General features: G+C 70.4%; 24 protein-coding genes. 7 read left to right on the forward strand and 17 right to left on the reverse strand.

Annotated elements, in window-relative coordinates; genetic code table 11:
- Positions 1–72: 72 nt before the first annotated feature.
- On the reverse strand, positions 73–753 hold the full coding sequence (locus IE260_RS39435; RefSeq protein ID WP_189880755.1) for a response regulator: 681 nt from the start codon (positions 751–753) through the stop codon (positions 73–75).
- Positions 750–2000 (reverse strand): sensor histidine kinase, encoded by a 1251-nt coding sequence (locus IE260_RS39440; RefSeq protein ID WP_189880756.1) that lies wholly within the window; start codon positions 1998–2000, stop codon positions 750–752. The genes IE260_RS39435 and IE260_RS39440 overlap by 4 nt, the downstream gene beginning before the upstream one ends.
- Positions 2001–2094: 94 nt before the next feature.
- On the opposite strand from IE260_RS39440, the gene IE260_RS39445 reads away from it, so the two are divergent.
- Complete coding sequence (locus tag IE260_RS39445; protein WP_189880757.1) at positions 2095–2655, forward strand: GNAT family N-acetyltransferase; 561 nt, start codon at positions 2095–2097, stop codon at positions 2653–2655.
- A 3-nt stretch (positions 2656–2658) separates the two neighbouring features.
- Here the strand turns inward: IE260_RS39445 and IE260_RS39450 are convergent, their stop codons facing one another.
- From IE260_RS39450 to IE260_RS39475, 6 genes are all read right to left on the reverse strand, one after another.
- Entirely contained in the window at positions 2659–4107 is a 1449-nt protein-coding gene (locus IE260_RS39450; RefSeq protein ID WP_189880758.1) for a type IV secretory system conjugative DNA transfer family protein, read from the reverse strand.
- Between the two features lie 20 nt (positions 4108–4127).
- The gene (locus tag IE260_RS39455) at positions 4128–5540 is read right to left on the reverse strand and encodes an ATP-binding protein (RefSeq protein ID WP_189880759.1); all 1413 of its coding nucleotides are present in this window, start codon (positions 5538–5540) and stop codon (positions 4128–4130) included.
- Between the two features lie 12 nt (positions 5541–5552).
- Positions 5553–7112, reverse strand: coding sequence for an SCO6880 family protein (locus IE260_RS39460; RefSeq protein ID WP_189880760.1), 1560 nt, complete (start codon positions 7110–7112; stop codon positions 5553–5555).
- On the reverse strand, positions 7109–8458 hold the full coding sequence (locus IE260_RS39465; protein WP_189880761.1) for a hypothetical protein: 1350 nt from the start codon (positions 8456–8458) through the stop codon (positions 7109–7111). The genes IE260_RS39460 and IE260_RS39465 overlap by 4 nt, the downstream gene beginning before the upstream one ends.
- Positions 8448–9251, reverse strand: a complete 804-nt coding sequence (locus tag IE260_RS39470) for a DUF8175 domain-containg protein (protein ID WP_189880762.1) — start codon at positions 9249–9251, stop codon at positions 8448–8450. The genes IE260_RS39465 and IE260_RS39470 overlap by 11 nt, the downstream gene beginning before the upstream one ends.
- Before the next feature lie 204 nt (positions 9252–9455).
- On the reverse strand, positions 9456–9764 hold the full coding sequence (locus IE260_RS39475; protein ID WP_003991275.1) for a DUF8827 family protein: 309 nt from the start codon (positions 9762–9764) through the stop codon (positions 9456–9458).
- A 408-nt stretch (positions 9765–10172) separates the two neighbouring features.
- Here IE260_RS39475 and IE260_RS39480 point away from each other — a divergent pair, with 408 nt between their 5' ends.
- Positions 10173–11180 (forward strand): C40 family peptidase, encoded by a 1008-nt coding sequence (locus IE260_RS39480; RefSeq protein ID WP_229881777.1) that lies wholly within the window; start codon positions 10173–10175, stop codon positions 11178–11180.
- A 208-nt stretch (positions 11181–11388) separates the two neighbouring features.
- Complete coding sequence (locus IE260_RS39485) at positions 11389–12099, forward strand: phosphatase PAP2 family protein (protein WP_189880764.1); 711 nt, start codon at positions 11389–11391, stop codon at positions 12097–12099.
- A gap of 13 nt (positions 12100–12112) precedes the next feature.
- Here the strand turns inward: IE260_RS39485 and IE260_RS39490 are convergent, their stop codons facing one another.
- The gene (locus IE260_RS39490; protein WP_189880765.1) at positions 12113–13672 is read right to left on the reverse strand and encodes an FAD-binding oxidoreductase; all 1560 of its coding nucleotides are present in this window, start codon (positions 13670–13672) and stop codon (positions 12113–12115) included.
- A gap of 688 nt (positions 13673–14360) precedes the next feature.
- Between IE260_RS39490 and IE260_RS39495 the strand changes: the two genes are divergently transcribed.
- A complete protein-coding gene (locus tag IE260_RS39495; RefSeq protein ID WP_189880766.1) occupies positions 14361–15236 on the forward strand; it encodes an SCO4651 family lipoprotein in 876 nt (291 codons plus the stop codon).
- A gap of 68 nt (positions 15237–15304) precedes the next feature.
- Complete coding sequence (locus IE260_RS39500) at positions 15305–15484, forward strand: hypothetical protein (protein ID WP_189880767.1); 180 nt, start codon at positions 15305–15307, stop codon at positions 15482–15484.
- A 16-nt stretch (positions 15485–15500) separates the two neighbouring features.
- Here IE260_RS39500 and IE260_RS39505 read toward each other — a convergent pair whose 3' ends face one another.
- Positions 15501–15881 carry a metal-sensitive transcriptional regulator gene (locus IE260_RS39505; protein ID WP_189880768.1) on the reverse strand — a complete coding sequence of 127 codons (381 nt, stop codon included), beginning with the start codon at positions 15879–15881 and terminating at the stop codon, positions 15501–15503.
- 214 nt (positions 15882–16095) lie between these two features.
- On the opposite strand from IE260_RS39505, the gene IE260_RS39510 reads away from it, so the two are divergent.
- On the forward strand, positions 16096–16716 hold the full coding sequence (locus IE260_RS39510) for a DUF47 domain-containing protein (RefSeq protein WP_009326469.1): 621 nt from the start codon (positions 16096–16098) through the stop codon (positions 16714–16716).
- Between the two features lie 7 nt (positions 16717–16723).
- Positions 16724–17722, forward strand: a complete 999-nt coding sequence (locus IE260_RS39515; RefSeq protein WP_189880769.1) for an inorganic phosphate transporter — start codon at positions 16724–16726, stop codon at positions 17720–17722.
- 103 nt (positions 17723–17825) lie between these two features.
- Here the strand turns inward: IE260_RS39515 and pstB are convergent, their stop codons facing one another.
- The 7 genes from pstB to IE260_RS39550 form a co-directional block, all read right to left on the reverse strand.
- Entirely contained in the window at positions 17826–18602 is a 777-nt protein-coding gene (pstB, locus tag IE260_RS39520; RefSeq protein WP_189880770.1) for a phosphate ABC transporter ATP-binding protein PstB, read from the reverse strand.
- A gap of 50 nt (positions 18603–18652) precedes the next feature.
- Complete coding sequence (gene pstA, locus IE260_RS39525; protein ID WP_189880771.1) at positions 18653–19711, reverse strand: phosphate ABC transporter permease PstA; 1059 nt, start codon at positions 19709–19711, stop codon at positions 18653–18655.
- A complete protein-coding gene (gene pstC, locus IE260_RS39530; RefSeq protein ID WP_189880772.1) occupies positions 19708–20709 on the reverse strand; it encodes a phosphate ABC transporter permease subunit PstC in 1002 nt (333 codons plus the stop codon). Before pstC ends, pstA begins: the two co-directional genes overlap by 4 nt.
- A gap of 97 nt (positions 20710–20806) precedes the next feature.
- The gene (gene pstS, locus IE260_RS39535) at positions 20807–21937 is read right to left on the reverse strand and encodes a phosphate ABC transporter substrate-binding protein PstS (protein WP_189880773.1); all 1131 of its coding nucleotides are present in this window, start codon (positions 21935–21937) and stop codon (positions 20807–20809) included.
- Between the two features lie 233 nt (positions 21938–22170).
- Complete coding sequence (locus IE260_RS39540) at positions 22171–22596, reverse strand: NUDIX hydrolase (RefSeq protein ID WP_189880774.1); 426 nt, start codon at positions 22594–22596, stop codon at positions 22171–22173.
- 44 nt (positions 22597–22640) lie between these two features.
- On the reverse strand, positions 22641–23750 hold the full coding sequence (locus IE260_RS39545; protein ID WP_189880775.1) for a CHAD domain-containing protein: 1110 nt from the start codon (positions 23748–23750) through the stop codon (positions 22641–22643).
- Complete coding sequence (locus IE260_RS39550; RefSeq protein WP_189880776.1) at positions 23731–25974, reverse strand: RNA degradosome polyphosphate kinase; 2244 nt, start codon at positions 25972–25974, stop codon at positions 23731–23733. The genes IE260_RS39545 and IE260_RS39550 overlap by 20 nt, the downstream gene beginning before the upstream one ends.
- Positions 25975–26341 lie beyond the last annotated feature (367 nt).

Genomic DNA, 26341 nt, shown 5'->3' on the forward strand with positions numbered 1-26341 from the left:
GGGAGAGTAGGACGCCGCCGAACAATTTTTGGAGAAAACCCCGCACCTTTCGGTGCGGGGTTTTCTGCGTTTTCAGGACGGCTTCACCAGTCGTGTGTCGTAGGCCAGGATCACCGCCTGGACGCGGTCCCTCGAACCCGTCTTGGCGAGGATACGGCCCACGTGGGTCTTCACCGTCGATTCGGCCAGGTGGAATCGCTCCGCTATCTCCGTGTTGGTCCAGCCCTGGCCCATGACCGTGAGGATTTCTCGTTCGCGGTCCGTGAGCGAGGCCAGGAGCGGGTGGCTAGCCGGCTCCGTACCGGGGGAGGTGTCCCGCGAGTCCGCCGGCAGGTGGTGGGCGTACGCATCGAGGAGACGGCGGGTCAGGCTGGGGGCCACGACCGCGTCTCCCGTCGCCACCGCGCGGATGCCGGACAGGAGTTCCTCCGGCTGGGCGTCCTTGACCAGGAAACCGGACGCACCGGCACGCAGACCCGCGTAGGCGTACTCGTCGAGGTCGAAGGTCGTGAGGATCAGGACCCGGGTGCGCCGGCCGGCGGCGACGATGCGGCGGGTGGCCTCGATGCCGTCCACACCGGGCATGCGGACGTCCATCAGGACCACGTCCGGGTGGAGTTCGGCCGTCAGGCGGGCGGCCTCGCCTCCGTCGGCGGCCTCGCCGAGCACCGTCATGTCGTCCTGGCTCTCCAGGAGCATCCGGAAGCCGAAACGCTGGAGGGGTTGGTCGTCGGCGATGAGGACGGTGGTCACTGCGGGGGTTCCTCCGGTAGGTGAAGGTGGACGCGCCAGCCCCGTTCGGGGGCGGGGCGTGGGCCGGCCTCAAGTGTGCCGCCGTAGAGAGAGGTTCGTTCGCGCATGCCCGGCAGACCGCGGCCGTCGGTGAGGGCGGGGACCGGGCCGCCGAGGCCGGTGTCGGTGATGGTGAGCATGACGGCGCCGTTGCCCTCGTAGGCGAGAGCGATCTCCGCGGTGGCGTCCGGGCCGGCGTGTTTGAGGGTGTTGGTGAGGGCTTCCTGGACGACGCGGTACACGGTGAGCTGACGGCCCTCGGGGAGGAGGGCCTCGCCCTGAACGGTCGTACGGACCTGGAGGCCGGCCTTGCGGACGCCCTCGATGAGCTGGTCGAGGTCGGTGAGGGCGGGTTGGGGGGCCAGCTCGGCCTGCGGCCTGTCCTCCTCGTCACGCAGGACGTCGAGCAGGCGGCGCAGCTCGCTCAGGGCCCGGCGGCTGGTACTGCCGATGGCCTCGAGGGCCTGGGCGGCGCGTTCGGGGGACTTGGCGGCCGCGTACCGGCCGCCGTCGGCCAGGCCGGTGATCACGGAGAGGTTGTGGCCGATGATGTCGTGCATCTCGCGGGCGATGCGGGCGCGTTCGGCGGCGGCGGCGAGTTGGGCCTGCTGGTCGCGCTCGACCTCCAGGCGACGGGCCCGGTCCTCGAGAGCCTCGGTGTAGTTGCGGCGGGAGCGGACCGTGATGCCGATGAGGGCGGCGACGCCGATGGAGAGCAGCTGCGAGCCCAGCTGCTGGTTCCACGTGCCCGCCGCTTCTCCGTAGCGGGCCATCATGACGCACGTCGGGGCTGTCACCAGCGCCGTCGCCCACCACAGGTTGCGCAGCGGCCGGCGCAGGGCGATGTGGTGGACAAGCACCAGTTGGAGCAGGGCGGCCTGGAGGACGGCGCCCGTCCAGGCGTTCACCAGGGCCACCGGGGCGATGACGAGGAGGGCGGCACGAGGGTGGCTGCGTCGCCAGAAGAGGGGGGCCGACAGCGCGATGCTCAGGGCGAGGACGAGCCCACCGGGGAGGCCGGGGTCGTGGGCGATGTTGCGCCAGCCGCCGCCGAGGCAGTCGATCAGGGCGGCCGTCACCCAGAAGCCCGTGAAGTGCAGGTCCCAGACGGCGGGATGGCGGCGGTCGAAGGCGCGTACCCGGCGGTTGACGCGCTGGACGTACTCGGTGAGGGGCTCAGCCGCTCGGTCTTGCGTCACGGGCTCCATCCGACCATGGTCCGGGTATTCGGCGCGGTGGGCGTCCGTCCGGGGGCCGTATATGAGGTGAGGAAGGTAGTACCGCGGTATTACCGTGGCGCGCATGAGTTCCTCGGCCCCAGGTGACTACGTGATCCGCTCCATACGTGCCGACGAGTGGCCGGCCGTCAAGGAGTTGAGCCTGCGAGCGCTGCGGGACCCCGTGGCACATCTGGCGTACCTGGAGACGTACGACGTCGCGGTCGCCCGGCCCGACTCCTTCTGGCAGGAGCGGGCGGCCGGGGGTGCCGAGGGGGCTTCCGGGGCGCAGCAGATCGTGGCGGAGGGGCCGGGCGGCAGCTGGCTGGGTTCGCTGACCGTGCTGTGGGAGGAGGCCGGGACGACGGACTGGGCCGGGTTTCCCGTCGAGCGGCGGCAGGGGCACGTGGTCGGCGTCTTCGTACGGCCCGAGTGGCGGGGGAGCGGGCTGAGCAAGGCGCTGTTCGATGCCGGGGTGCAGTGGGCCTGGGACCGCGGTGCGGAGCGGGTGCGGCTCATCGTGCACGAGGACAACGGGCGGGCACAGGGCTTCTACCGGAAGGCCGGGTTCGTGCCCACCGGGGTGGTCGTGCCGATCGCGGGGAAGCCGGCGGAGTCGGAGCTGGAGTTCGCGCTCGAACGCTGAGCGCTACACCGGCAGTTCGTCGTGCGGCCAGCGGGCGCGGCCCTGCTCACGGGAGCGGAGCAGGGCCAGGGTCGGCAGGCCCCGGTCCGCTCCGGCGGCCAGCAGCTCCGGGAGCTGGGGAAGCGGAGCCACGGCGGCGACGTCGTCCAGGACGAGCGTCAGTGGTGGGTCGAGCCGACCGGAGGATGACCGTTCGGCCATGCGCCGGCCGTGCTCGACCACGCTTGAGACGAGTGCCGTCAGCAGCGGCATCGCGCCCGGGCTCGTCCGGGGATCCTCGATGGATTCACCCACCACGTAAAGGGTTCCCTGTTCGTGGACGAAGGAATCCAAGGCGAGGGCATCAGTTCGGTTGGGAGTGCACGCCTCGCGGATGTTGACCATGGAAAGGGCGGCCAGGGCCCGGGTGGTCAGCTGCTGGGCCATGTCCCGGCGCTCGGGGTGAGCGGTGAGGGCGGCTTCGAGTTCGCCCCCGGCGCCGGGGGCGGCTTGGGGGTTCGTCCGGAGGATGCGTACGGCGTCCTGGATCTGGCTGCCCTGGGACCAGCGGTGGACGTGGCGGACGGTGCGGCCGTCGATGGCGGCGGCGTGGAGGTAGCTGCGCAGGAGGGTTTCGGCGGTTTCGCTGATGGCCTGGTCGAGTTTGGCGGTGGGGCGTACGGGGGTGAGCAGGGCGGCCGCTCTGGACATCGCCGTCTGTTTGTCCTCGCAGCCCGCCGTGGGCGACCAGTGGAGGCGGGCGGGGGTGTCGCACAGGTGGGTGGGGTCGTAGAGGTGGACCGGGCCCAGTTTGGCTCGGGCGTCCTTCGTGGACTTCCAGAGGGCCGCGTTGGAGGTGACCACCAGGGCCGGGCCTTCCGCGTCCCGTACGGCCTGGATCGCGGTGGATGCGCGGTTCTCCGCGGAGCCGTAGCGGACCGTGCCTTCGACGCGGTTCGTCTCCCAGCCGCCCACCGGTCTGCCGTCGGCCGCCGGGGCGGGGGCAGGGGGCACCGGCTCCTCCTGGGGTTTCGGCTCCACCTGCGGCGCCCTCGCCGCCGGGACCTCGTGCACCACCGGCTCCGGTTGCCGCCGCTGTTCCTCCCGGCGCCGTGTCCGCACTGCCTTCCAGCGGGCCACCGTCCCCAGGACGAACACCGTCAGCACCACCAGCACCATCAGCTGGCCGATGAACAGGCCCCAGAACAGCCCGTACCCGGACAGGGCCGTCTCCGGGGTCTCGGGCCAGGCGCCCGGGATGTCGTGGGGCTGGGCGACGAGGTGACGCATGGCCGACGGGGTGCGGGTGAAGGTGACGCCGGACGGCCAGGTGCCGTGGGCGAACAGGCCGGCCAGGCCCGTGGCCGTCCAGACCAGCAGGGTCATGCCGAGGAGGAAGCCGAGTATCCCGACCAGCAGGCCGTCGGGGATGCCGCCGCCCTGGCCGCTGTGCTGCCGGTCGTCCGGTCTCATGCGTTCCTCCCCCTGCGTGCCTAGGCCACCGTCGATTCGGACGAGTCGCCCAGGTGCTGCTCCATGAAGGCCGCCGCCCGTTCCTCCGCCTCCAGTTCGGCGGCGCGCAGGACGTCGTCGGTGAGGTCGCTGGAGGACTCGGTCATCGCGCGGTCGGTGAAGACCAGCGGGCGTTCGGTCTCGGTGACCAGGTGCTTGACCACCTGGACATTGCCGTTGACGTCCCACACCGCGATGCCCGGGGTGAGCGAGGGGATGATCTCCACCGCCCAGCGCGGCAGGCCCAGTACCCGGCCCGTCGCCCTCGCCTCGTCCGCCTTCTGGGCGTAGATCGTCCTCGTCGACGCCATCTTCAGGATCGCCGCGGCCTCCTTCGCCGCCGCTCCGTCCACGACGTCCGACAGATGGTGGACGACGGCGACGAACGACAGACCCAGCCGGCGCCCGAACTTCAGCAGTCGCTGGAAGAGCTGGGCGACGAAGGGGCTGTTGATGATGTGCCAGGCCTCCTCGACCAGGAAGATGCGCTTCTTCCGGTCGGGGCGGATCCAGGTGTGCTCCAGCCACACGCCGACGATGGCCATCAGGATCGGCATGGCGATGGAGTTGCGGTCGATGTGGGACAGGTCGAAGACGATCAGCGGGGCGTCCAGGTCGATGCCGACCGTGGTCGGGCCGTCGAACATGCCGCGCAGGTCGCCGTCGACGAGGCGGTCGAGGACCAGCGCCACGTCCAGGCCCCAGGCCCGTACGTCGTCTATGTCGACGTTCATCGCCTCGGCCGACTCCGGCTCGGGGTGCCTCAGTTGCTCGACGATGTCGGTCAGGACCGGCTGGCGTTCGACGATGGTCTCGTTGACGTAGGCGTGCGCTACCTTCAGCGCGAAGCCGGACCGCTCGTCCAGGCCGTGCCCCATCGCGACCTCGATGATCGTCCGGAGCAGCGCGAGCTGGCCGGTCGTGGTGATCGCCGGGTCGAGGGGGTTGAGCCGGATGCCGTGGTCGAGGGCGGCCATCGGGTCCAGCCGGATGGGCGTTATCCCCAGCTCCTCGGCGATGAGGTTCCACTCGCCGACGCCGTCCTCGCCCTGGGCGTCCAGGACGACGACCTGGCGGTCCCGGAAGCGGAGCTGGCGCAGGACGTATGTCTTCTCCAGCGCCGACTTGCCGTTGCCGGACTCCCCGAGGACCAGCCAGTGCGGGGCGGGGAGCTGCTGGCCGTACAGCTGGAAGGGGTCGTAGATGTAGCCCTTCCCGGAGTAGACCTCGCGGCCGATGATGACGCCGGAGTCGCCGAGGCCGGGCGCGGCGGTGGGCAGGTAGACCGCCTGGGCCTGGCCGGTCGACGTGCGGACCGGGAGGCGGGTCGTCTCGACCTTCCCGAAGAGGAAGGACGTGAAGGCGTCGGTGAGGACGGTCAGCGGGTCCCGCATCAGGCTCAGCCCCTACCTTCGGATGCCGGTGGCGAACGGAAGTGTGTTCACGAAGGCGCGGTGGTGCTCGCGGTCGCACCACTCCAGTTTCAGGTACGACTTTCCGGCCGAGGCCCTTATGGTCCGCTTGTCGCGGGCCAGCGCCTCGGGGGAGCGGGAGGAGACGGTGATGTAGCCGACCAGGTTGACGCCGGCCGCGCCGCTCGCGAGGTCCTCGCCGCGCTGGTCGAGACGGGAGTGGGCGGCGATGTCGCGCGGGTCGACGGTGCGGTTCATCTTGGCGGCGCGGGAGGCCTCGGCCTCGTCGTTCGTCTTCTCGGTCAGCATGCGTTCGATGGCCACCTCGGTGGGTTCGAGGTCCATCGTCACGGCGACCGTCCGGATGACGTCCGGGGTGTGGACGAGGAGCGGCGCGAGGAAGTTCACGCCGACCGGGGTCATCGGCCACTCCTTGACCCAGGCGGTGGCGTGGCACCAGGGGGCGCGGGTGGCGGACTCGCGGGTCTTGGCCTGGAGGTAGGTGGGCTCCATGGCGTCCAGCTCGGCCGGCCAGGCGTTGCGCTTGGTCATCGCCTGGATGTGGTCGATCGGGTGGTCCGGGTCGTACATGGAGTGGATCAGCGAGGCGAGCCGGCCCTGGCCGAGGGGCTGGCGTACGCGGATGTCGGCTTCCTGGAGCCGGGAGCAGATGTCGGTCAGCTCGCGGGCCATGACGACGGCGAGTCCCGCGTCCCGGTCCAGCTTGCGTCCGCCCTGCGGCCGGGAGGCGCGGGCCATGGCGTGCGCCTCGGCGGCCAGTTCGCGGGTGTAGTGCATGCAGGCGACGAGGTAGGCGCGGTGCTGCTCGCTGCTGGTGGACACCATGGACTGCAACTGGTCGTACGACTGCTGCAGCCACGGCGGTGCCTTGTCGTCGCCGCGTACGGCGACGTCCTTGGCGTGCGCGTCCGGGTCGGCCGGGAGGGTGCGGGCGAGCATCTGGAGGCGGGTGACGAAGCCGTCGCCGTTGGCCACGTGCTTGAGCAGGGTGCCGAAGCGGTCGACGAGGGCCTCTTGGTCCTCGGAGTCGCGCAGGCCGACGCCGGGGCCCTCGATCTCGATGGCGGCCGTCACGGTCTTGCGGTCGGCGTGCAGGAGGACGGCGATCTCGTCGGGTCCGAAGGGCGCGGACAGCCAGGTGATGCGGCCGATGCCGGGCGGCGGACCGATCTCCACCTCACGTCCGTCGAGCCGGGTGCCGGCCTCGACGGCGGCGGAGCGGTAGGTCGTGCCCTGGCGGAGGGTGCGCTTGTAGCTGCGGTTGATCTCGAACCACTTGTAGAACGTGCGGTGCTTGTACGGCACGTAGACGGCCGCCAGCGCGAGCATGGGGAAGCCCATGAGCAGCACGATGCGCAGGGTCAGGACGGGGACGAGGAGCCCGCACATCATGCCGAGGAACGCGCCCGCGACGATCAGCGCGATCTCGCCGGTCTCGCGGTTGCGTCCGACGATCGCGTTCGGCCGGGCGCGGCCGATCAGATATGTACGGCGGGGCGTGACCGGATGGGACACGTGGGACTCGGTCGTCAACGCCCTTCACCTCCCGTGCGGTTGGTACTGCTGTTGCGGGTGCTGCTGGCGTGGGGTGTGTTGACCGGGTTGCCCGAGCGGGGGGCGGGTGCGGCGGAGGGGACAGATCCGCCGCCGTTCGGGGTGCGCGAGCTGTGCGCGGCGACGCCGCCGGTGGCCGGGTTGGTCGGGCGGGACGCGGACGATCCCGACCGGCCGCCTCCGCCGTCGCCGTTGTGGCGGGTGCTGTGGGTCTTGATGCCCTGGGCGACCAGGGTCGCCGGGGAGCTGATCACGGCCGCGGCCTTGCCCTCGGCGCCCTGCATGATGCGGTTGTTGCGGGAGCCGGCGATCTCGTCGCCGAAGCCGGGGACGAAGCGGTAGATCATCGCCGAGGCGAAGATCGCGAGCAGGATGATCGCGAGGCCGGAGACGACGGCGGAGAAGGCGTCCGGGCCGTCGTCGGCGGACAGCGCGCCGGCCAGTCCGAGGACGATGACGATGACGGGCTTGACCAGGATCACGGCGATCATGATGCCCGCCCAGCGGCGGACGTGGCCCCACAGGTTCTTGTCGACGAGCCCGGCGTAGACGACGGTGCCGAGCAGGGCGCCGACGTAGAGCAGGGCGGCGCGGATGACGAGCTCCAGCCAGAGGACGCCGGCGGCGAGGATGGAGACCAGGGAGACGACGATCAGCATGATCGGGCCGCCGCCGATGTCCTCGCCCTTCTCGAGGGCGCCGGAGAAGGTGCCGAAGAACGTGTCGGTCTGGTCGCCGGTGGCCTTGGCGAGGACGTCGGTGACGCCGTCGGTGGCCGATACGACCGTGTACAGGATCAGGGGCGTGAAGGCCGAGGCCAGGACGGTCAGCCAGAGGAACCCGATGGCTTCGGAGAGCGCGGTGCTCAGGGGCACGCCGCGCACGGCACGCTTGGCCACGGCGAGCAGCCAGAGGAGGAGCGTGAGGATCGTCGACGCGGCGAAGACGACGGCGTACTGCTGGAGGAACTTGGGGTTGGTGAAGTCGACGTTGGCGGTGTCCTGGACGGCGGCGCTGAGCTTGTCGACGGTCCAGGAGGCGGCGTCGGCGCAGCCCTTGGCGAGGGAGGAGAGGGGGTCGAGGGTGGAGGTGGGGTCACCGGTGACGCCGGGACCTCCGGTGGATCCGCCGGAGCCTCCGCCTCCGCTGTCGTCTCGTTCGCAGTACTGCTTGGCAGGGCCGATGAGCAGGTCACAGGGGTCGTCACTCGGTGACGGCGTAGGAGTGGGTGCTGCGAAGGCGCGAGTCGTTGCCAGGATGGCGGCTGTCTGAACGACGGTCACCACTGCAGTGAGCGTGAGTACGCGACGCGGGTTACCGGGCATACGTGAACCCTCCGTACTCCTCGACAGCCTTGCTGATTTCGTCAGAACTGGCGGCTCTGTCGTCCCCTGGAACCGGTGCCGGACCGTCCTTCTGAGCGTCTGTGCTGATCTTCCAGTCGCCTCCGACCCACTGGAGGTCGAAGGTCCAGGTCTTCCACGTCGTGGTCACCGGATCGGTCGATGCTTCGCCCGACATGCCGATGAGGCCCATGTACCAGACGGCGACCTTGGCACTTCCGTCGCTGTACCGCTCGACCTTGGTACCGACGGGAAGGGTGCGCGACACGAACGTGCTCCCTCGCGGAGCGTTGCCGTTGGCGTCGAGGCCCAACTTGTTGAGGAAGCTCGCTGAGTAGGCCTTGTCCATCGCACCTTGGAGCTCTGCGGCCGCAGTGGATGTGTAGATGGTGTCGACGATGACGTGCCGGCTGTCCTTCTTGAACATCCCTGTCGAGCCCAACGTCACCGCGTAGTTCGCGGCAGCGCTCTGTGCCCCCTGCTCGTTGTGGGCGAAACCCGAGGGGATTCCGTTGGCCTTCGACTGGACCGGGCGGTCGCCGGACGGGGCCGTCGACGAGGTGTTCGGCTTGGCGTTGTCGGTCGTGTCCGTGGATGCGGAATCGTCTCCTCCACGGTTCGCGAAGGCGATCGCCGCGATGAGGAGGACGACCACGCCGACCACCGTGACCAGGCTCCGCGGCGACGAGCGGGCACCGCGTCGGGCGCCGCCGTACACGTCGCCGTCCCCCTCGGGCAGGCGCGTGCGGGTCTGGTGGTCGTCTCCGAGACTCATGCCGCGTACGCCCCCTCGACGTCGTGCGGGAACACCTCGTACCTCATGCCGTAGAAGTATGACGGTAGCCGTGCTGGTTCCCGCGCGGGCGCGGTGTGGTGACTCGACATCAGGGAAACAAGACCTCAGCCAGGGGGCACGACGGGCGGGTGGGATGGAGGGGGACCGGGCGTGCCCGGAGGGACTGACGGGCCGCGGGCCCGGCTACACGGCCATGCCGTACACGATGGTGAAGAGCGTGCCGAGCGAGCCGATGATGAACACGCCCGTCAGTCCCGCGATGATGAGGCCCTTGCCCTGCTCGGCGCTGAAGGTGTCGCGGAGCGCGGTGGCGCCGATGCGCTGCTTGGCGGCGCCCCAGATGGCGATGCCCAGGCAGAGCAGGATGGCGACCGCCATCACCACCTCGATCATCACCTTGGCCTCGTTGCCCAGGCTGCCGAAGGGGCCCCAGTCCGGAGCGATCCCGCCGATGATGGTGTTGATGTCTCCCTTGTCGGCCGCAAAGAGCATGTAAGTCACCGCCCCTGTTGGGTAGTTCCGCACCCTCTGCGGTCGTGCAGAGGTCAGGCATCATTCTCGCCGACAACGGCGCCGTCGTATGTCGACTTGGCGTCATTGATTGGCGGGTTTCGTACGAATACCTTGCCACCGCCTCCTGCCGGCCGCTCGGGCGGGCGCGGGGCGGTGTGCGAGGTGTCGTATCGTCACTCTGTGTATCACGGCAGGTCACGCCGGGCAATGAGGCCTGAGCGGAACCTGTGGTGAGGTTCGGTCGTTAGGCCCTTTCACGTTCCGGCGTCGGTATTTTGACGGATGGTCGGGTGAAGGATCGCGTCGGTGTTCCTCGGGTGACCTCCGGGGCGCGGACCTCGCCCCTAGACTGGCGGACGCGACGGACTCCCGGTCGGCGAGGGGCGGTTGACGGTGCGTAAGGCGTGGATCGTTGGGACCGTGGTCGTGGGTTCCGCCCTCTCCTTCGTGATGCTGCTCGTGGTGGGTGTCTACGTCGTCGCCGGGAACCTCGCGGGCGGTCTGGGCGGAGGGTCCAAGGCGCTGGCCAAGGGATCGGTTCCCGCGGCGTACCAGTCGCTCGTGCAGAAGTGGGGGAATCTCTGCCCCGCCATCAACCCGGCGCTGCTCGCCGCCCAGCTCTACCAGGAGAGCGGCTTCAACCCGAGGGCGCAGAGCGCGGCGGCGGCGCAGGGGATAGCGCAGTTCATCCCCGGGACGTGGGCCACCCACGGGATCGACGGGGACGGGGACGGGGACCGGGACGTCTGGGATCCGAACGACGCGATCCCCTCGGCGGCGTCGTACGACTGCACCCTCGCGTCGTACGTGAAGGACGTTCCCGGGAATCCGACCGAAAACATGCTGGCCTCCTACAACGCCGGTGCCTACGCGGTGATCAAGTACCAGGGCGTGCCGCCGTACAAGGAGACCCAGAACTACGTCAAGGTGATCACCACCCTGGAGAAGAGCTTCGCCGCGCCCGTGACGCGGGTCGATCCCTCCGAGCAGGCCGCGGGCGCGATCGCCTACGCGCAGAAGAAGCTCGGGACGCCCTATCTGTGGGGCGGGACCGGGACGGCCCAGCAGGGCGGGCGGTTCGACTGTTCCGGCCTGACCAAGGCCGCGTACGAGAGCGTGGGCATCGAGCTGCCGCGGGTCGCGAACGATCAGTACAACGCGGGGCCGCATCCCTCACGGGAGGAGTTGCTGCCCGGGGACCTGGTGTTCTTTTCGGACGACCTCGCCAACTCACGGGCCATCCGGCATGTGGGGATTTACGTCGGTGGCGGCTACATGATCGACGCTCCGCGGCCGGGGGCTGTGATCCGGTTCGACCCGATCGACACCCCTGACTACTTCGGTGCGACCCGGGTCACCGCGGATGGCGCGAAAGCGCTGCCCACGACGGTGTGAATGGTGTGAACCGAACGTGAACCCATGCCCTGAGCTGCGGCGACGTGTTTCTCTTCGATAACGTCTGCGTGATCATTCGGTGGAGTGTGGAACGCATCGACAGGGACCGTGCGTTCCTGTTGACGTAGAGCGGATCTACAACCACGGGGGTGGCAGGAACGGCGTACGCACGCGTGCGCCAAGGACATGACGAAGGGGCCGCAGCATCATGGCTGGACTCGCCGAATCCGGGTCGAACCCCGACGTCGAGCTGCTCTACGACATCAACGGCCTGGCCAAGGACGCGCCGCACTGGTTCGACCGGGTCATGGAGTTCGTGGGTGAGTACGGACTGCTGTTCGCGATCGTGCTGCTGGTGCTGTGGTGCTGGTGGTCCGTGCGGCGGCGCGGCGGCGAGGACGCGGCTCCGTCCGTGGCCGCGCTGGTGTGGGCACCGCTCGCGGCCGGCGTCGCGGTGCTGGTGAACGTGCCGATACGGGGGTTCGTGGAGCGGCCGCGGCCGTTCAAGGACCACGAGGGGCTCGAGGTCCTCGTCGCCGGCAAGAACGACTTCTCCTTCGTGAGCGACCACGCGACGCTGGTCATGGCGATGGCCGTCGCGCTGTTCGTGGCCAACCGGAAGTTCGGCGTCGTCGCCATCGTGCTGGCACTGCTCGGCGGGTTCTGCCGGGTCTACATGGGCGTGCACTACCCGACGGACGTCGTGGGCGGCTTCGCGCTCGGTACGGCGGTGGCGCTGCTGCTGTCGCCGGTCGCCATGGCCCTGCTGACGCCGCTGGTCAAGGCCATCGAGCGGTCGCCCCGGGCAGGCTGGCTGGTGAGCGCGCGGGGGCGAGAGGACGCCGTCGGGCGGGGCGCCGTGATCCCGGGGGCACGCAAGGAGAGCGCCGGGGCCGAGGAGCGGGACCTCGCCGCGTAGGGCCTGACGCGTCCTACAGGGATTGCGGGCAGGTGAAGACGCGGGCCGGGTCGTACTGGGCCTTCAGCTTCGCCAGGCGCGGCGCCGCGTCCCCGTAGTACGCCTTCCGCCAGTCCTTCAGGCTCGGGTCCGTGTAGTTCTGGTAGGCGGCGCCCGAGGCGTACGGGCGCATGGCCCGGTGCGCGGACGTCAGCCACGACTGGGCCGTGTCGCCGGTCGTGCCCGCCCTCCAGGACACGAGGTACTGGGCCAGCATCCGGGAGCGGCGGTGCACGAACGCGGTGGCCGTCGGCGGGACGCGGTTGATCGCCCCGCCGAGGGGCGTGAACGCGATGCTGCCGGCGCCGCCGCGCACCGAGCGGATCTGGGAGAGCAGGGTGCGGATACCGGCCGCGCCGATCGAGCGGTCGAAGAAGTCGGAGCGTGCGGCGTACGTCTCGCGGCCGAGCGCGCCCTGCCGTGAGCGCCCCGGGGTGTCGCCCGGCAGGTGGCACTGGGCGTCCGTGGAGAACGACGAGCAGCCGGCGTACATCTCCATGGCCTCCTCGTAGGAGCGGCGGCGCAGCGAGACGCTGCTCGCCGAGGCGCCGATGCGGCCGGCGAGGCGGTCGACCGCGTTCTGCAGCTCGCCGTAGGTGCCGAGGGAGAAGGCCGCGACCGAGACCCTGGGGGTGCCGCCGGGTGTGGAGGTCAGGTGGAGGGACGACCAGATCTCGTCGGGCTGGTCCGGGCCCCACTCCTGCCAGGCGCGGACGACCGCGGCGGCCATGCGCCAGGGCCAGGTCATGTACGCCGATACGGCCTGCGGTGCGGGGTGGGTCCTGAAGCGCAGTTCCGTGACGATGCCGAAGTTGCCGTTGCCCGCGCCGCGCAGGGCCCAGAACAGGTCCTTGTGGTCGGTGGCGTTGGCGGTGAGCTGTTTGCCGTCCGCCGTGATCAGGGTGGCCTCGGTGAGGCTGTCGCAGGTCAGGCCGTAGGCGCGGGAGACGACGCCGTGGCCGCCGCCGAGGGTGAGGCCGGAGACGCCGACGGTGGGGCAGGAGCCGGCCGGGATGGTCACGCCCTTGACGGCGAGCGCCCGGTAGACGTCGATCAGTTTGGCGCCGGCGCCGACCACGGCGGTGTTGCCGGTGGCGCGGACGCGGTCGAGTTTCGAGACGTCGATGATCAGGCGGCCGTTGCCGGAGGACCAGCCGGCGTAGGAGTGGCCGCCGTTGCGGATCGCCACGGGGACGTGGTGGGCGCGGGCGTAGGAGAGGGCGGTGCGGATGTCGTCGGGGTGGGCCGGGTAGGCGACGGCGGCGGGCTTCAGGGTGTCGAAGCGGGTGTTGTAGAGCTGCCGGGCCGCTTGCCAGGTGGCGTCGCCGGGGCGGATGAGGGGGCCGTCGAGGGTGCGGGACAGGGCGGTCCAGGAGGCGGGGGTGGGCGTGGCGGTGCGGGTGGCGGCGGTGGCGTTGTTCCTGGCGCCGGGGGCGCCGCCCGTGGGTTCGCCCTTGCCGGGATCGTCCGTGCAGGCGGTTGCCGTCGCCGCGGCCAGGGCTGCGGTGCCGCCGATGAATGTGCGCCGGTCCATGTGGGCCTCCGCCCTCGCGTGGGGTTCCTGGAGGGAGACGGTGTGGTGGGGGTGGGGGTTCCGGACGGGCGCGGGGGTTGTCCGTCCGTGGACAGGATGCCCGGTGTGGGGGCTGGGCGGGGGTGGGGCGCGCGGCCCGGTGTTGACGGGGTGCCGCCGCGCCCACGGCATGACTGCCCGCGGTCACGGGCGTGGCCGGTCGTGGTGCGGGGCCTGTTCGTCCGTGGTGAGGATGCCCGGGGTGGGGCTGGGCGGGGGTGGGGCGCGCGGCCCGGTGTTGACGGGGTGCCGCCGCGCCCACGGCACGACTGCCCGCGGTTACGCGGCGACGTCGGTCGCGGTGCGGGGGTTGTCCGTCCGCGGTGAGGATGCCGTCCCGGGCGGCACGACTGCCCGGGCGGTTACGCGGCGACGTCCGTCGCGCCTGGGTCAGTCGGGGGCGTGGGTTTTGGCGTCTGTGCGGGCCAGGCTTCTGGCTCTGCGGGCCGGGCCGCGCCAGCCGCAGGTGCAGCTGGCCAGGCAGAAGCGGCCCTGTTCGACCGTTGTCGTGCGGTGCTCCGGGGTTTCCCGGGGAACGTCGAGACCGTCGTGCTGCGCCACGGCGCCAACGTTACCGGCGTCGCCTACCCGTCGTTAACCGGGACGACAGGGGGCCCGGGACGGACGTGACGGCTGGGGGCAGGCGGCGATGGACAGGCGGCAGCGGCGGGGCAGGACGATGGGCGCGGCGGTCGTCGCCGGGGTCGTGGTCTGCGGGTGTCTCGGAGCCGCCGGGTGCTCCGGCGAGGGGGCCGCCGCGCAGGGTGCCCATGGCGCCGACGCGGTCTCCGCGCTGCACCGGGCCGCCGACCGGCTGGTGGCCGCCGGCAGTTCCAAGGCCCGTACGGCGATGGAGATGGCCAGCGGCGGGACGCGGGTGACCATCCGGGGCGAGGGCGTGTACGACTTCCGGGAGCGGCTCGGCAGGCTGAAGGTGCTGCTGCCGCAGGATCCGGCGGGGACGAGCGGGCATCGGCCGATCACCGAGCTGCTCGCGCCGGGTGCCCTGTTCATGAAGAACCGCGGGGCCGGGGTCCCCGACGACAAGTGGGTCCGGGTGGAGACGGCGACGGTGTCCGACGGGAACCTGGTGACCGGTGGGGCCACCGATCCGTACACCGCCGCGGAGGTGCTGCGGGGGACGCGGACGGCGACGTACGTGGGCCGGACGGAGGTCGCGGGCACCGAGGTGCGGCATTACCGCGGGACCGCGGACCTGAACCGCGCGGCGCGGGACGCCTCGGCCGGTAACAGGGAGTCGCTGGAGGCGGCGGCGAAAGGGTTCGCCACCGCCGAGGTGCCGTTCGACGCCTACCTCGACGACGAGGGCCGCATCCGCAAGGTCCGGCACCGCTTCAGCTTGGTCAACGGGAAGACCGGCAGGAGCGGGGAGAAGGAGGGCACCGTGGTGGTGGCCTCCACGACGCTGCTGTACGACTTCGGCGCCCCCATCCGCGTACGGCTGCCGGAGGGCGACGACATCTTCGCCGGCCGGATCGCCGAGGAACCGGGCCGCAAGAACTAGCCCTTCCGTGCCATGCGCGGTGCGTAGGCCGCTCCCTACTCTAGGAAGTCGGTGACGGCAGAGACGAGGTGACGCGCGTGGCTCCGGTCGGCGGTACGGCGGTTCAGGACCACGTGGCCCTCGCCGAGATCGAGCTGTGCGGGGAGCTGATCATCGCGGCATCGGCCGCCCGGGAGCGGCTCAGCCTGGAGAGCATCGACGAAGTGCTGCGCGTGGCCGAGGAGCGCGGGATCGGCCCCGCCGAGTAGCCCCGGGCCTGCCGACTCAGGTGCGCAGCAGCCGCCCGATCGCCTTCGTCGCCTCCTCCACCTTGGCGTCGATCTCGGCGCCGCCCTTGACGGCCGCGTCGGCGACGCAGTGGCGCAGGTGCTCCTCCAGGAGCTGCAGGGCGAAGGACTGCAGGGCCTTGGTCGAGGCGGAGACCTGGGTGAGTATGTCGATGCAGTAGACGTCCTCGTCGACCATGCGCTGCAGGCCGCGGATCTGGCCCTCGATGCGGCGCAGACGCTTGAGGTGCTCGTCCTTCTGCTTGTGGTAGCCGTGCACGCCGTGGTCGTGATCGGTCGTGTGGTCCGTCACAAGGTCCGTGCCGTCCGTCTCCACGGCGGCGGAGGGCGCACCTGCGCCGGCCTCAGTGGTCGTCATCGCGTCCTCCTGGTGAGCAGATAGCGGACATATACCCCTGACGGGTATATGGTAACGAACTTTGCGGGGTAGGGGATTCCCTGGCGAAGCCCGTGGCTGCCCCCCTCCTCATCACTGTGCCTGATGGGCGACACTGGGGGACGGCCCGTTAGCGTGGCCGAATGATGCGCCTAGCATCAGCCTGACCGAAACCGATGCACCCCGAGGACCCCACGTGCGCTTTCGTCTGACCCCCAGGGAGACGAGCTTCTACGACATGTTCGCCGCATCCGCGGACAACATCGTCACGGGCTCGAAACTCCTGATGGAACTGCTCGGGGCGGACGCTTCCGCCCGGGCCGAGATCGCAGAGCGTATGCGGGCCGCCGAACACGCAGGTGACGACGCCACGCACGCGATCTTCCACCAGCTGAACTCCTCCTTCATCACGCCGTTCGACCGTGAGGACATCTACTCCCTCGCGTCGTCCCTCGACGACATCATGGACTTCATGGAGGAGGCCGTCGACCTGGTCGTCCTCTACAACGTCGAGGAACTGCCCAAGGGCGTCGAGCAGCAGATCGAGGTGCTGGCCCGGGCCGCCGAACTGACGGCCGAGGCCATGCCGAACCTGCGGACCATGGACAACCTCACCGAGTACTGGATCGAGGTCAACCGGCTGGAGAACCAGGCCGACCAGATCCACCGCAAGCTGCTCGCCCACCTCTTCAACGGCAAGTACGACGCCATCGAGGTGCTGAAGCTCAAGCAGATCGTGGATGTGCTGGAGGAAGCGGCCGACGCGTTCGAGCACGTGGCGAACACGGTGGAGACCATCGCCGTCAAGGAGTCCTGAACCTTTCATGGACACCTTCGCTCTGGTCGTGACCATCGGGGTCGCGCTCTTCTTCACGTACACCAACGGTTTCCACGACTCGGCGAACGCGATCGCGACGTCCGTGTCGACGCGGGCACTGACGCCTCGGGCGGCGCTGTCGATGGCGGCCGTCATGAACCTCGCCGGCGCGTTCCTCGGCTCCGGGGTCGCCAAGACCGTCAGTGAGGGCCTGATCGAGACACCCGAGGGTTCGAAGGGGATGGGCATCCTCTTCGCCGCGCTCGTCGGCGCGATCGTCTGGAACCTCATCACCTGGTACTTCGGTCTGCCCTCGTCCTCCTCGCACGCGCTGTTCGGCGGCATGGTCGGCGCGGCGCTGGCCGGCAGCACGACGGTCTACTGGCACGGAGTGCTGGAGAAGATCGTCCTGCCCATGTTCATCTCGCCGGTGGTCGGCCTCGTGGTCGGCTACCTGGTGATGTCGGGGATCATGTGGATCTTCCGGCGGGCCAACCCGCACAAGGCCAAGCGCGGCTTCCGCATAGCGCAGACGGTGTCGGCGGCCGGCATGGCCCTGGGACACGGTCTGCAGGACGCGCAGAAGACGATGGGCATCGTGGTGATGGCGCTGGTCATCGCCGACGTCGAGGACTACGGCGACCCGATCCCGGTGTGGGTGAAGATCGCCTGTGCCGTGATGCTCTCGCTGGGTACGTACGCCGGTGGCTGGCGCATCATGCGGACGCTGGGCCGGAAGATCATCGAGCTGGACCCGCCGCAGGGATTCGCGGCGGAGACCACCGGCGCGTCGATCATGTTCACGACGGCGTTCCTGTTCAAGGCGCCGATCTCCACGACCCACGTGATCACTTCCGCGATCATGGGTGTCGGGGCGACGAAGCGGGTCAACGCGGTCCGCTGGGGCGTCGCCAAGAACATCATCCTCGGCTGGTTCATCACGATGCCGGCCGCCGCGGCGGTGGCGGCGGTGTCCTTCTGGGTCGTGAACCTGGCGTTCCTGTAGGGACCGCACGGCAAAGGGCCCGCCCCCGGGAGCCAGGGGCGGGCCCTTCTTCGTCCTCGCGGTGGCACCGCCATGCAGCACCGCGAGGGGTCCGGGGGCGGGATCAGCCGAAGCGGCCGGAGATGTAGTCCTCCGTGGCCTGCACCGACGGGTTGGAGAAGATCCGCTCCGTCTCGTCGATCTCGATCAGCTTGCCGGGCTGGCCGACGGCCGCCAGGTTGAAGAACGCCGTGCGGTCCGAGACGCGCGCCGCCTGCTGCATGTTGTGCGTCACGATGACGATCGTGAAGCGCTCCTTGAGCTCGCCGATCAGGTCCTCGATGGCGAGCGTCGAGATCGGGTCGAGGGCCGAGCAGGGCTCGTCCATCAGCAGGACGTTCGGCTCCACCGCGATCGCGCGGGCGATGCACAGACGCTGCTGCTGACCGCCGGAGAGGCCGGAGCCCGGCTTGTTCAGGCGGTCCTTCACCTCGTTCCAGAGGTTCGCGCCCTTCAGGGACTTCTCGACGACGTCGTCCAGCTCGGACTTCTTGAACTTGCCGTTGAGCCTGAGGCCCGCCGCCACGTTGTCGTACACCGACATGGTCGGGAACGGGTTCGGCCGCTGGAAGACCATGCCGACCTCGCGCCGCACGGCGACCGGGTCGATGCCGGCGCCGTACAGGTTCTCGTCGTCGAGCATGACCTTGCCCTCGACCCGGCCGCCCGGCGTGACCTCGTGCATGCGGTTGAGCGTGCGCAGGAACGTGGACTTGCCGCAGCCGGAGGGGCCGATGAAGGCCGTCACCGAGCGGGGTTCGACGGTCATCGAGATGTCCTCGATGGCCAGGAAGGAGCCGTAGTAGGCGTTGAGGCCGCTGACATCGATGCGCTTGGCCATGTGAATCACTGCTTCTTTCGGGTCGCTGACTGTGATCGCTTATGGCCGCGTCAGCGACCGGTCTTCGGTGCCTTCCAGCGCGCGATGCCGCGGGCCAGCAGGTTCAGGATCATGATGAACGCGATGAGCGTCAGGGCCGCAGCCCAGGCACGGTCGTACGCGGGGTCGGAGCCGGCGCTGTACTGCAGGTAGATGTACATCGGCAGCGACTCCTGCGGATCCTTGAACGGATTCGCGTTGATGAAGTCGGTGCCCCAGACCAGCAGCAGCACGGGGGCCGTCTCACCGGTGATACGGGCGATGGCCAGCATGACACCGGTGATGATGCCGCCGACCGACGTCGGCAGGACCACCTTCAGGATCGTGCGCCACTTCGGCACGCCGAGCGCCAGCGACGCCTCGCGCAGCTCGTTCGGGACGAGCTTGAGCATCTCCTCGGTGGAGCGGACGACCACCGGGATCATGAGGATGCACAGGGCGAACGCGCCGGCGAGGCCGGACGGGCCCATGTCCAGGATCAGGACCCACAGGCTGAGGACGAACAGACCCGCGACGATCGACGGGATGCCCGTCATGACGTCGACGAAGAAGGTGACGGCCTTGGCGAGCCTGCCCCGCCCGTACTCCACCAGGTAGATCGCGGTGAGCACGCCGATCGGCACGGAGAACAGGGTGGCGAGGCCGACCTGCTCCAGGGTGCCGAGGATGGCGTGGTAGATGCCGCCGCCGGGCTCGGTGTCGGCGACCACGCCCATCGAGTGGGTGAGGAAGTAGCCGTCGAGGACCTGCACACCGCGCTTGACGGTCTCCCAGACCAGGGAGGCCAGCGGGATCACGGCCAGGATGAACGCGACCCACACCAGGCTCGTCGCCACCCGGTCCTTGGCCTGCCGCCGGCCCTCGATGCGGGCCGAGATGGCGTAGGAGCCGAGGACGAAGAGAACCGCCGCGATCAGGGCCCACTGGATGCTGCTGCCCAGCCCGGCCGCGGCGCTGATGCCCAGGCCCGCGGCGATCGAGCCGACCGCGACGGCCCAGGGGAACCACTTGGGCAGGGTCGCGCCGCGCAGCGTGCCGCCGCGCTTGGGGGAGAGGGTTGCGTGGCTCATGCGTTGGCCCCCGAGTACTCCTTGCGGCGGGCGATGATCATGCGCGCCGCGCCGTTGACCAGCAGCGTGATGACGAACAGCACCAGACCGGAGGCGATGAGCGCGTCCCGGCCCATCACGGTGGCCTCGTTGAACTTGCTGGCGATGTTCTGGGCGAAGGTGCCGCCGCCCGGGTCGAGCAGGCTGGCGCTGATGTCGAAGGTCGGGGAGAGCACCATGGCCACGGCCATCGTCTCGCCGAGCGCGCGGCCGAGGCCCAGCATCGAGGCGGAGATCACGCCGGAGCGGCCGAAGGGCAGGACGGACATGCGGATGACCTCCCAGCGCGTGGCGCCGAGGGCCAGGGCCGCCTCCTCGTGCATCCGCGGGACCTGGCGGAAGACCTCGCGGCTGACGTTGGTGATGATCGGCAGGATCATGATCGCCAGCAGGATGCCCACGGTGAACATCGAGCGCGGGGCGCCGCCGTTCCACTCGAGGATGCCGGTCCAGCCGAGGTAGTCGTCCAGCCAGCCGTAGAGCCCGTCCAGGTGCGGTACGAGGATGAGGGCGCCCCACAGGCCGTAGATGATGGAGGGCACGGCGGCGAGCAGGTCGATCACGTACGCGATGGTGCCGCCCAGCCTGCGCGGGGCGTAGTGCGTGATGAACAGGGCGATGCCCACCGCGATCGGTACCGCGATGGCCATGGCGATGACCGACGACACGACGGTGCCGAAGGCCAGGACCGCGATGCCGAACTGCGGCGGGACGCCGCTGGGGTTCCACTCGAAGCTGGTGAGGAAGTTGGCCTCGTCCTTGCTGATCGCGAGGATGGCGCGGTAGGTCAGGAAGCCCGCGATGGCGGCCATGAGGACCAGCACGAAGATGCCGGACCCGCGGGAGAGACCGAGGAAGACCCGGTCGCCGGGGCGGGTGGCACCGCGGGCGGCGCGCTTGCGCTCGACGTCGGGCGGGAGCGCTGGAGGTGCTGCGGGGTTCTGTGTAGATATGTCCATCGGGTTCTCCGGTCTGCGGAGCGGGGGCTCCTGGCGGCGGTGCACCGGACGGTGCGGCCCGGGCCCCGCCGACGGGGGTCCGGACCGCACGCTCAGGTCAGCTCAGGCTCGAGATGGTCTCGCGGACCTTGGTGATGATCTCCTCGGGCATCGGCGCGTAGCCGGCGTCGGCCAGCAGGTTCTGGCCGTCCTCGGAGGCGATGTAGTTGAGGAAGGACTTGGTGGTGGGCAGGGTCTCCGCCTTGTTGCCCTTGTCGCAGACGATCTCGTACGTGACCAGGACGATCGGGTAGGCACCCGTGGCGGACGGGGTGTAGTCCAGCTCCAGCGCGAGGTCCTTGCCGGTGCCGACGACCTTGGCGGCGCCGATGGCCGCGGTGGCGTTCTCGACGGTGGCCTTGACCGGCTCGGCGGCCTCGGTCTTGACGTCGACGGTCTTGATGCCGTCCTTGGCGTACGACAGCTCGAAGTAGGAGATGGCGCCCGAGGTCTGCTTCACCTGCTGGGCCAGGCCGGAGGAGCCCTGCGCGGACTGGCCGCCCTCGGCCTCCCAGGACTTGCCCGGCTCGTACTTCCAGTCCTTGGGCGCGGCGGCCTTGAGGTACTTGGTGAAGTTGTCCGTGGTGCCGGACTCGTCCGAGCGGTGGAAGGCCTGGATCTTCAGGTCGGGCAGCTTGGCGTCGGGGTTGAGCTTCGCGATCGCCGGGTCGTTCCAGTTCTTGATCTGGCTGTCGAAGATCTTGGCGAGCGTCGGGGCGTCCAGGACGAGCGTGTCCACGCCCGGGACGTTGAAGCCGACGGCGATCGGGCCGCCGACCATCGGCAGGTCGATGCCCTGGCCGCCGGAGCAGACCTTCTTGGACGCCTCGACCTCGTCGGGCTTCAGCGCGGAGTCCGAACCGGCGAACGCGGTCTGGCCCTGCGTGAACGCGGTGATGCCGGCACCCGAACCGGTCGGGTTGTAGTTGATCTGCACGCTCTTGCAGGCCGCGACGTACTGCTTGACCCAGGCGTCGATCGCGTTCTTCTGGGCGGACGAACCGGATGCCTGGAGCTGACCCTTGGCGTCGTCGCACTTGATGTTGCCGGCCTGCGCGCTGGCGGTGGAGTCGCCGCCGTTGCTGTTGCCGCCGGTGTCGTCGGAGCCGCACGCCGTGAGGGCCAGGGCGCCGGAGACGGCGAGAGCACCGAGAGCGAGGGCCCGCCGGTTCATGCGCTGAAGCTTCACTTGAGTTCCTTCCAGGAGCCGCCGTCCTGATTCGGCGGCGTGCGAGGACTGGTGACACGGATGCGTCCTCGGTGGTGTTTTCGGAACGCGACCCGCATCGGGTAAGGCCGAAATTAGGCAGAACAGGTGAAGGCGCCGATGGGCGTAAATGAACGAGGGGTGAACCCCTGTAGACGGTGCGGTGAGGTCACGGAACGCTTACGTCGAGGACACGGCACGGTTCCGGTGGGCGGTCACCTCCGGCGTAGGGCGTGCAGGAGCTCATCCACGAGGGTGCGGTCCCTGGGATGGGTGAGCCGGTCGCGGGCGGTCGCGGGCGGCAGCCACAGGATGCGGTCGACCTCGTCGTCCGGGGTGAAGACACCGGGGCCGGCCTCGGCCGCCCAGTACCGGACCTGCTTCGGACGGCCGTTCGCCCAGTAGTGCTGGGTGGACAGTTCGGTGCCCGGCGCGGCGGCGTGGCCCGTCTCCTCCAGCACCTCGCGCAGCGCACCCGCGAGTGCCTCCTCGCCGGCCTTCAGCTTGCCCTTCGGCCACGACCAGTCGTCGTACTTCGGCCGGTGGACGAGGCAGACCTCCAGCGCGTCGTCCTCCCGCGAGGAGCGGCGCCACAGGACGCAGCCGGCCGCGTGGACCGTGGTGTCGACGGAGTGCTTCACCCGGTGTTCACCGCCCCTTCGGTACGTGGTCGGCCCCGGCCGGGTCACGGGCGCGTGCCGACGGCTTCCTTCTGCCACGAGTGCTGGAACGCGTACCTCGCCGCCTCCACCTCATGCCGCTGGTCGGCGTGGAGCACGCCGAGCGCGTAGGCCGTCGCCGGCGCGATGCGCGGCGTACGGGCCGCCTGGGCGGCCGCGGCGGCGGCCTCCGAGGCGTCGCGATGGCGGTTGAGCGCCTGGCCGGCGGCCAGCAGCCGGACGTCCACGGGGGCGCCGTCGCCGGCCAGCACCTCACGGGCGTAGCGGTGCAGGCGCAGCAGCAGGCGGACCTGGTGCCAGGGGGCGTCCTGCGGATGCGGGGCCGGGTCCGGGGCCAGGCCGTGGACCAGTGCCTCCGCGTTGTACGGATGTCCCGCGGTGACCAGCGGGAGCGCGGCCACCGCGTCGGTGAGGCGCCCCTCCGCCGCCGCGGCCAGCGGGCGCAGGTCGGCGGTGGCCGCGGCGGCCTCCAGCGGAACCTCGCTGGCAAGTAAGGCCACCTTGTCGGCGACCGCGTGGAAGCGGGCCGAGCCCAGCGCCTGGAGGGCGGTGGAGTGGGCGCGGGTGCGGGCCAGGGTGAGCTGGCGGTCGAGCAGGGCGCCCGCCTTGGCCGCGCCCACGGTGAGGCTGCCGCGGTCGGGGGCCGACGCGGCCCCCGCCGGTCGGGCGGCGTGGGCCGCGGCCACGGCCACGGTCGCTCCCGCCGACTGGGCCGGGAACGCCGACGAGCCGGACAGCCGGTGCAGGGCCTGCAGCAGCCGCTCCAGGCGGGACGCGTACGAGTGCTCCAGCCCGAGCGTGCCGGACAGCCACGCCAGTTCGGGGCGCATCGTCTCCGCCCACTCGGCGTTCAGCAGGGGCTGGAAGGTGTGCAGGGTTCCGCTGAGGCGGCGGGCCGCTCGGCGCAGGGCGCGGGCCGCGTCCACGCCGGGCTCCCCGCCGCCCGCGTTCTGGGCGGTGTGGGCGCCCGCGCCGTTCGGACCCGGGCCCGTCTCCCGGTGCAGACGCAGGGCCCGTAGGAACTCCGTGGCCTGGGCCCGCAGATAGCCGGCGAGGGCGTCCGCGGGCACCGGTCGGGCCGTGGGGTTCGTCGGTTCAAGGTGTTGCTGTGCCACGCCGGCGCCTCCGGGCGTCTATGAGCATCTCCTGGACGTTGCGCAGGGGCTGGCCGTCCGCGTCGTTCGCGTGCCGGGTCCACTCGCCGTCCGGGCCGAGGTGCCAGGAGGCGGTGCCGTCGGACATGCCGGTCTCGAGGAGCCGGTTGAGCGCCGCGCGGTGTGCCGGGTCGGTGACCCGGACCAGGGCCTCTATACGGCGGTCGAGGTTGCGGTGCATCATGTCGGCGCTGCCGATCCACACCTCCGGCTCGCCGCCGTTGCCGAAGGCGAAGACGCGGGAGTGCTCGAGGAAGCGGCCGAGGACCGAGCGGACCGCGATGTTCTCCGACAGGCCCGCCACGCCGGGGCGCAGCGCGCAGATGCCCCGGACCCAGACGTCGACCCGGACGCCTGCCTGGGACGCGCGGTAGCACGCGTCGATGACGGCCTCGTCGACCATCGAGTTGACCTTGATGCGGATGTAGGCGGGGCGGCCGGCGCGGTGGTGCTGGATCTCCTTGTGTATGCGGGAGACCAGGCCGTCGCGCAGGGACTTGGGCGCGACGAGGAGGCGGCGGTAGGTCTCCCGGCGGGAGTAGCCGGACAGGCGGTTGAACAGGTCGGAGAGGTCCGCGCCGACCTGCGGGTCGGCGGTGAGCAGGCCCAGGTCCTCGTAGAGGCGGGCCGTCTTCGGGTGGTAGTTGCCGGTGCCGACGTGGCTGTAGCGCCGGAGCGTCTCGCCCTCCTGGCGAACGACCAGGGACAGCTTGCAGTGGGTCTTCAGGCCGACGAGGCCGTAGACGACGTGGCAGCCGGCCTCCTCCAGCTTGCGGGCCCACTTGATGTTGGCGTGCTCGTCGAAGCGGGCCTTGATCTCGACCAGGACGAGGACCTGCTTGCCGGACTCGGCGGCCTCGATGAGCGCGTCGACTATCGGGGAGTCGCCGGAGGTCCGGTACAGGGTCTGCTTGATCGCGAGGACGTCCGGGTCGGTGGCGGCCTGCTCCAGGAACGCCTGCACGGAGGTGGAGAAGGAGTCGTACGGGTGGTGGAGGAGGACGTCCCTGCTGCGCAGCGCGGCGAAGATGTCCGGGGCGGAGGCTGATTCGACCTCGGCGAGGTCGCGGTGGGTGCCGGCGACGAACTTGGGGTACTTCAGCTCGGACCGGTCCAGGCTGTGGATGCGGAAGAGGCCCGTGAGGTCCAGGGGGCCGGGGAGCGGGTAGACCTCGGCCTCGCTGATCTTCAGCTCGCGGACGAGCAGGTCGAGGACCTCGCGGTCGACGGACTCCTCGACCTCCAGGCGGACGGGCGGGCCGAAGCGGCGCCGCATGAGCTCCTTCTCGAGGGCCTGGAGCAGGTTCTCCGCGTCGTCCTCCTCGACCTCCAGGTCCTCGTTGCGGGTGAGGCGGAAGGCGTGGCTCTCCAGGACCTCCATGCCCGGGAACAGCTCCTCCAGGTGGGCGGCGATGACGTCCTCGATGGGGACGTAGCGGCCCGGGGAGGCCTCCAGGAAGCGGGAGAGCAGCGGGGGGACCTTGACGCGGGCGAAGTGCTTGTGGCCGGTGACCGGGTTGCGGACGACGACCGCGAGGTTGAGGGAGAGGCCGGAGATGTACGGGAAGGGGTGGGCCGGGTCGACGGCGAGGGGGGTGAGGACCGGGAAGATCTGGTGCCGGAAGAGGGTGAACAGGCGGGCCTGTTCCTTCTCGGCCAGTTCGTTCCAGCGGACCAGGTGGATGCCCTCGTCCGCCAGGGCCGGGAGGACGTCCTCGTGGAAGCAGGCGGCGTGGCGGGCCATGAGCTCGCGGGAGCGGGCCCAGATCATCTCCAGGACCTCGCGGGGCTGGAGGCCCGATGCGGAGCGGGTGGCGACGCCGGTGGCGATACGGCGCTTCAGGCCGGCGACGCGGACCATGAAGAACTCGTCGAGGTTGCTGGCGAAGATCGCGAGGAAGTTGGCGCGCTCGAGGAGGGGGGTGTTCGGGTCCTCGGCGAGTTCCAGGACGCGCTCGTTGAACGCGAGCCAGCTGCGTTCGCGGTCGAGGAAGCGGCCCTGGGGGAGCGCGGTGCCTGTGCCGGCGCCGTCGGCCTGGGACTCCTCGTAGGCGTCGAGGTCGGCGTCGATGTCCGGCTCCAGGTCGGAGACCGTGGCGGCGACGGTGTGCGGGCGGTGCGCGGCGATGGAGCCCACGGAGGGCTGCGTGTGCTGGACCTCTGCCTGGGTGTTCGGCTGGCTCATGGATCCATTCTTCCGCGCCGTCGGCATGACGGGCGCGTCGGAAAGCGCGGGCGGCAGCGCGAACCCCTCCGGGGGTGGTGAGGGCTCTGGCACGGCGGGCTTCATTGGCCGAGCGTCGCAAGGCTGTCTGAATCGATGGTTACGGCGACATGACGTGTGGGTGTGCGGGGGCCTGCGGCGCTTGGGCGGGTGCCGGTGGGTGTCTGTGGGCGGCTGTTGGTGCCTGCGGTGGCCTGCGGCGCTTGGGCCGGGGTGCCTGCGGCGGCCTGTGCGGGTGCGGGTGCGGTGGTGGTGCCTGCGGCGGCCTGTGCGGGTGCGGTGGTGGTGCCTGCGGCGGCCTGTGCGGGTGGTCGGGGGTGCGGGTAGC

It is taken from the genome of Streptomyces viridiviolaceus, from assembly GCF_014650995.1.
Lineage (GTDB): Bacteria > Actinomycetota > Actinomycetes > Streptomycetales > Streptomycetaceae > Streptomyces > Streptomyces viridiviolaceus.

Coding starts and splice junctions, on each gene's coding strand:
- IE260_RS39475 (WP_003991275.1), bottom strand. CDS start 9,764: ATGCTCTTTGCGGCCGACAAGGGAGACATCAACACCATCATCGGCGGG.
- IE260_RS39470 (WP_189880762.1), bottom strand. CDS start 9,251: ATGAGTCTCGGAGACGACCACCAGACCCGCACGCGCCTGCCCGAGGGG.
- IE260_RS39455 (WP_189880759.1), bottom strand. CDS start 5,540: ATGCGGGACCCGCTGACCGTCCTCACCGACGCCTTCACGTCCTTCCTC.
- pstC (WP_189880772.1), bottom strand. CDS start 20,709: ATGGACATATCTACACAGAACCCCGCAGCACCTCCAGCGCTCCCGCCC.
- pstA (WP_189880771.1), bottom strand. CDS start 19,711: ATGAGCCACGCAACCCTCTCCCCCAAGCGCGGCGGCACGCTGCGCGGC.
- IE260_RS39515 (WP_189880769.1), top strand. CDS start 16,724: ATGGACACCTTCGCTCTGGTCGTGACCATCGGGGTCGCGCTCTTCTTC.
- IE260_RS39485 (WP_189880764.1), top strand. CDS start 11,389: ATGGCTGGACTCGCCGAATCCGGGTCGAACCCCGACGTCGAGCTGCTC.
- IE260_RS39490 (WP_189880765.1), bottom strand. CDS start 13,672: ATGGACCGGCGCACATTCATCGGCGGCACCGCAGCCCTGGCCGCGGCG.
- IE260_RS39450 (WP_189880758.1), bottom strand. CDS start 4,107: ATGAGACCGGACGACCGGCAGCACAGCGGCCAGGGCGGCGGCATCCCC.
- IE260_RS39445 (WP_189880757.1), top strand. CDS start 2,095: ATGAGTTCCTCGGCCCCAGGTGACTACGTGATCCGCTCCATACGTGCC.
- IE260_RS39495 (WP_189880766.1), top strand. CDS start 14,361: ATGGACAGGCGGCAGCGGCGGGGCAGGACGATGGGCGCGGCGGTCGTC.
- pstB (WP_189880770.1), bottom strand. CDS start 18,602: ATGGCCAAGCGCATCGATGTCAGCGGCCTCAACGCCTACTACGGCTCC.
- IE260_RS39440 (WP_189880756.1), bottom strand. CDS start 2,000: ATGGAGCCCGTGACGCAAGACCGAGCGGCTGAGCCCCTCACCGAGTAC.
- IE260_RS39505 (WP_189880768.1), bottom strand. CDS start 15,881: ATGACGACCACTGAGGCCGGCGCAGGTGCGCCCTCCGCCGCCGTGGAG.
- IE260_RS39465 (WP_189880761.1), bottom strand. CDS start 8,458: ATGCCCGGTAACCCGCGTCGCGTACTCACGCTCACTGCAGTGGTGACC.
- IE260_RS39550 (WP_189880776.1), bottom strand. CDS start 25,974: ATGAGCCAGCCGAACACCCAGGCAGAGGTCCAGCACACGCAGCCCTCC.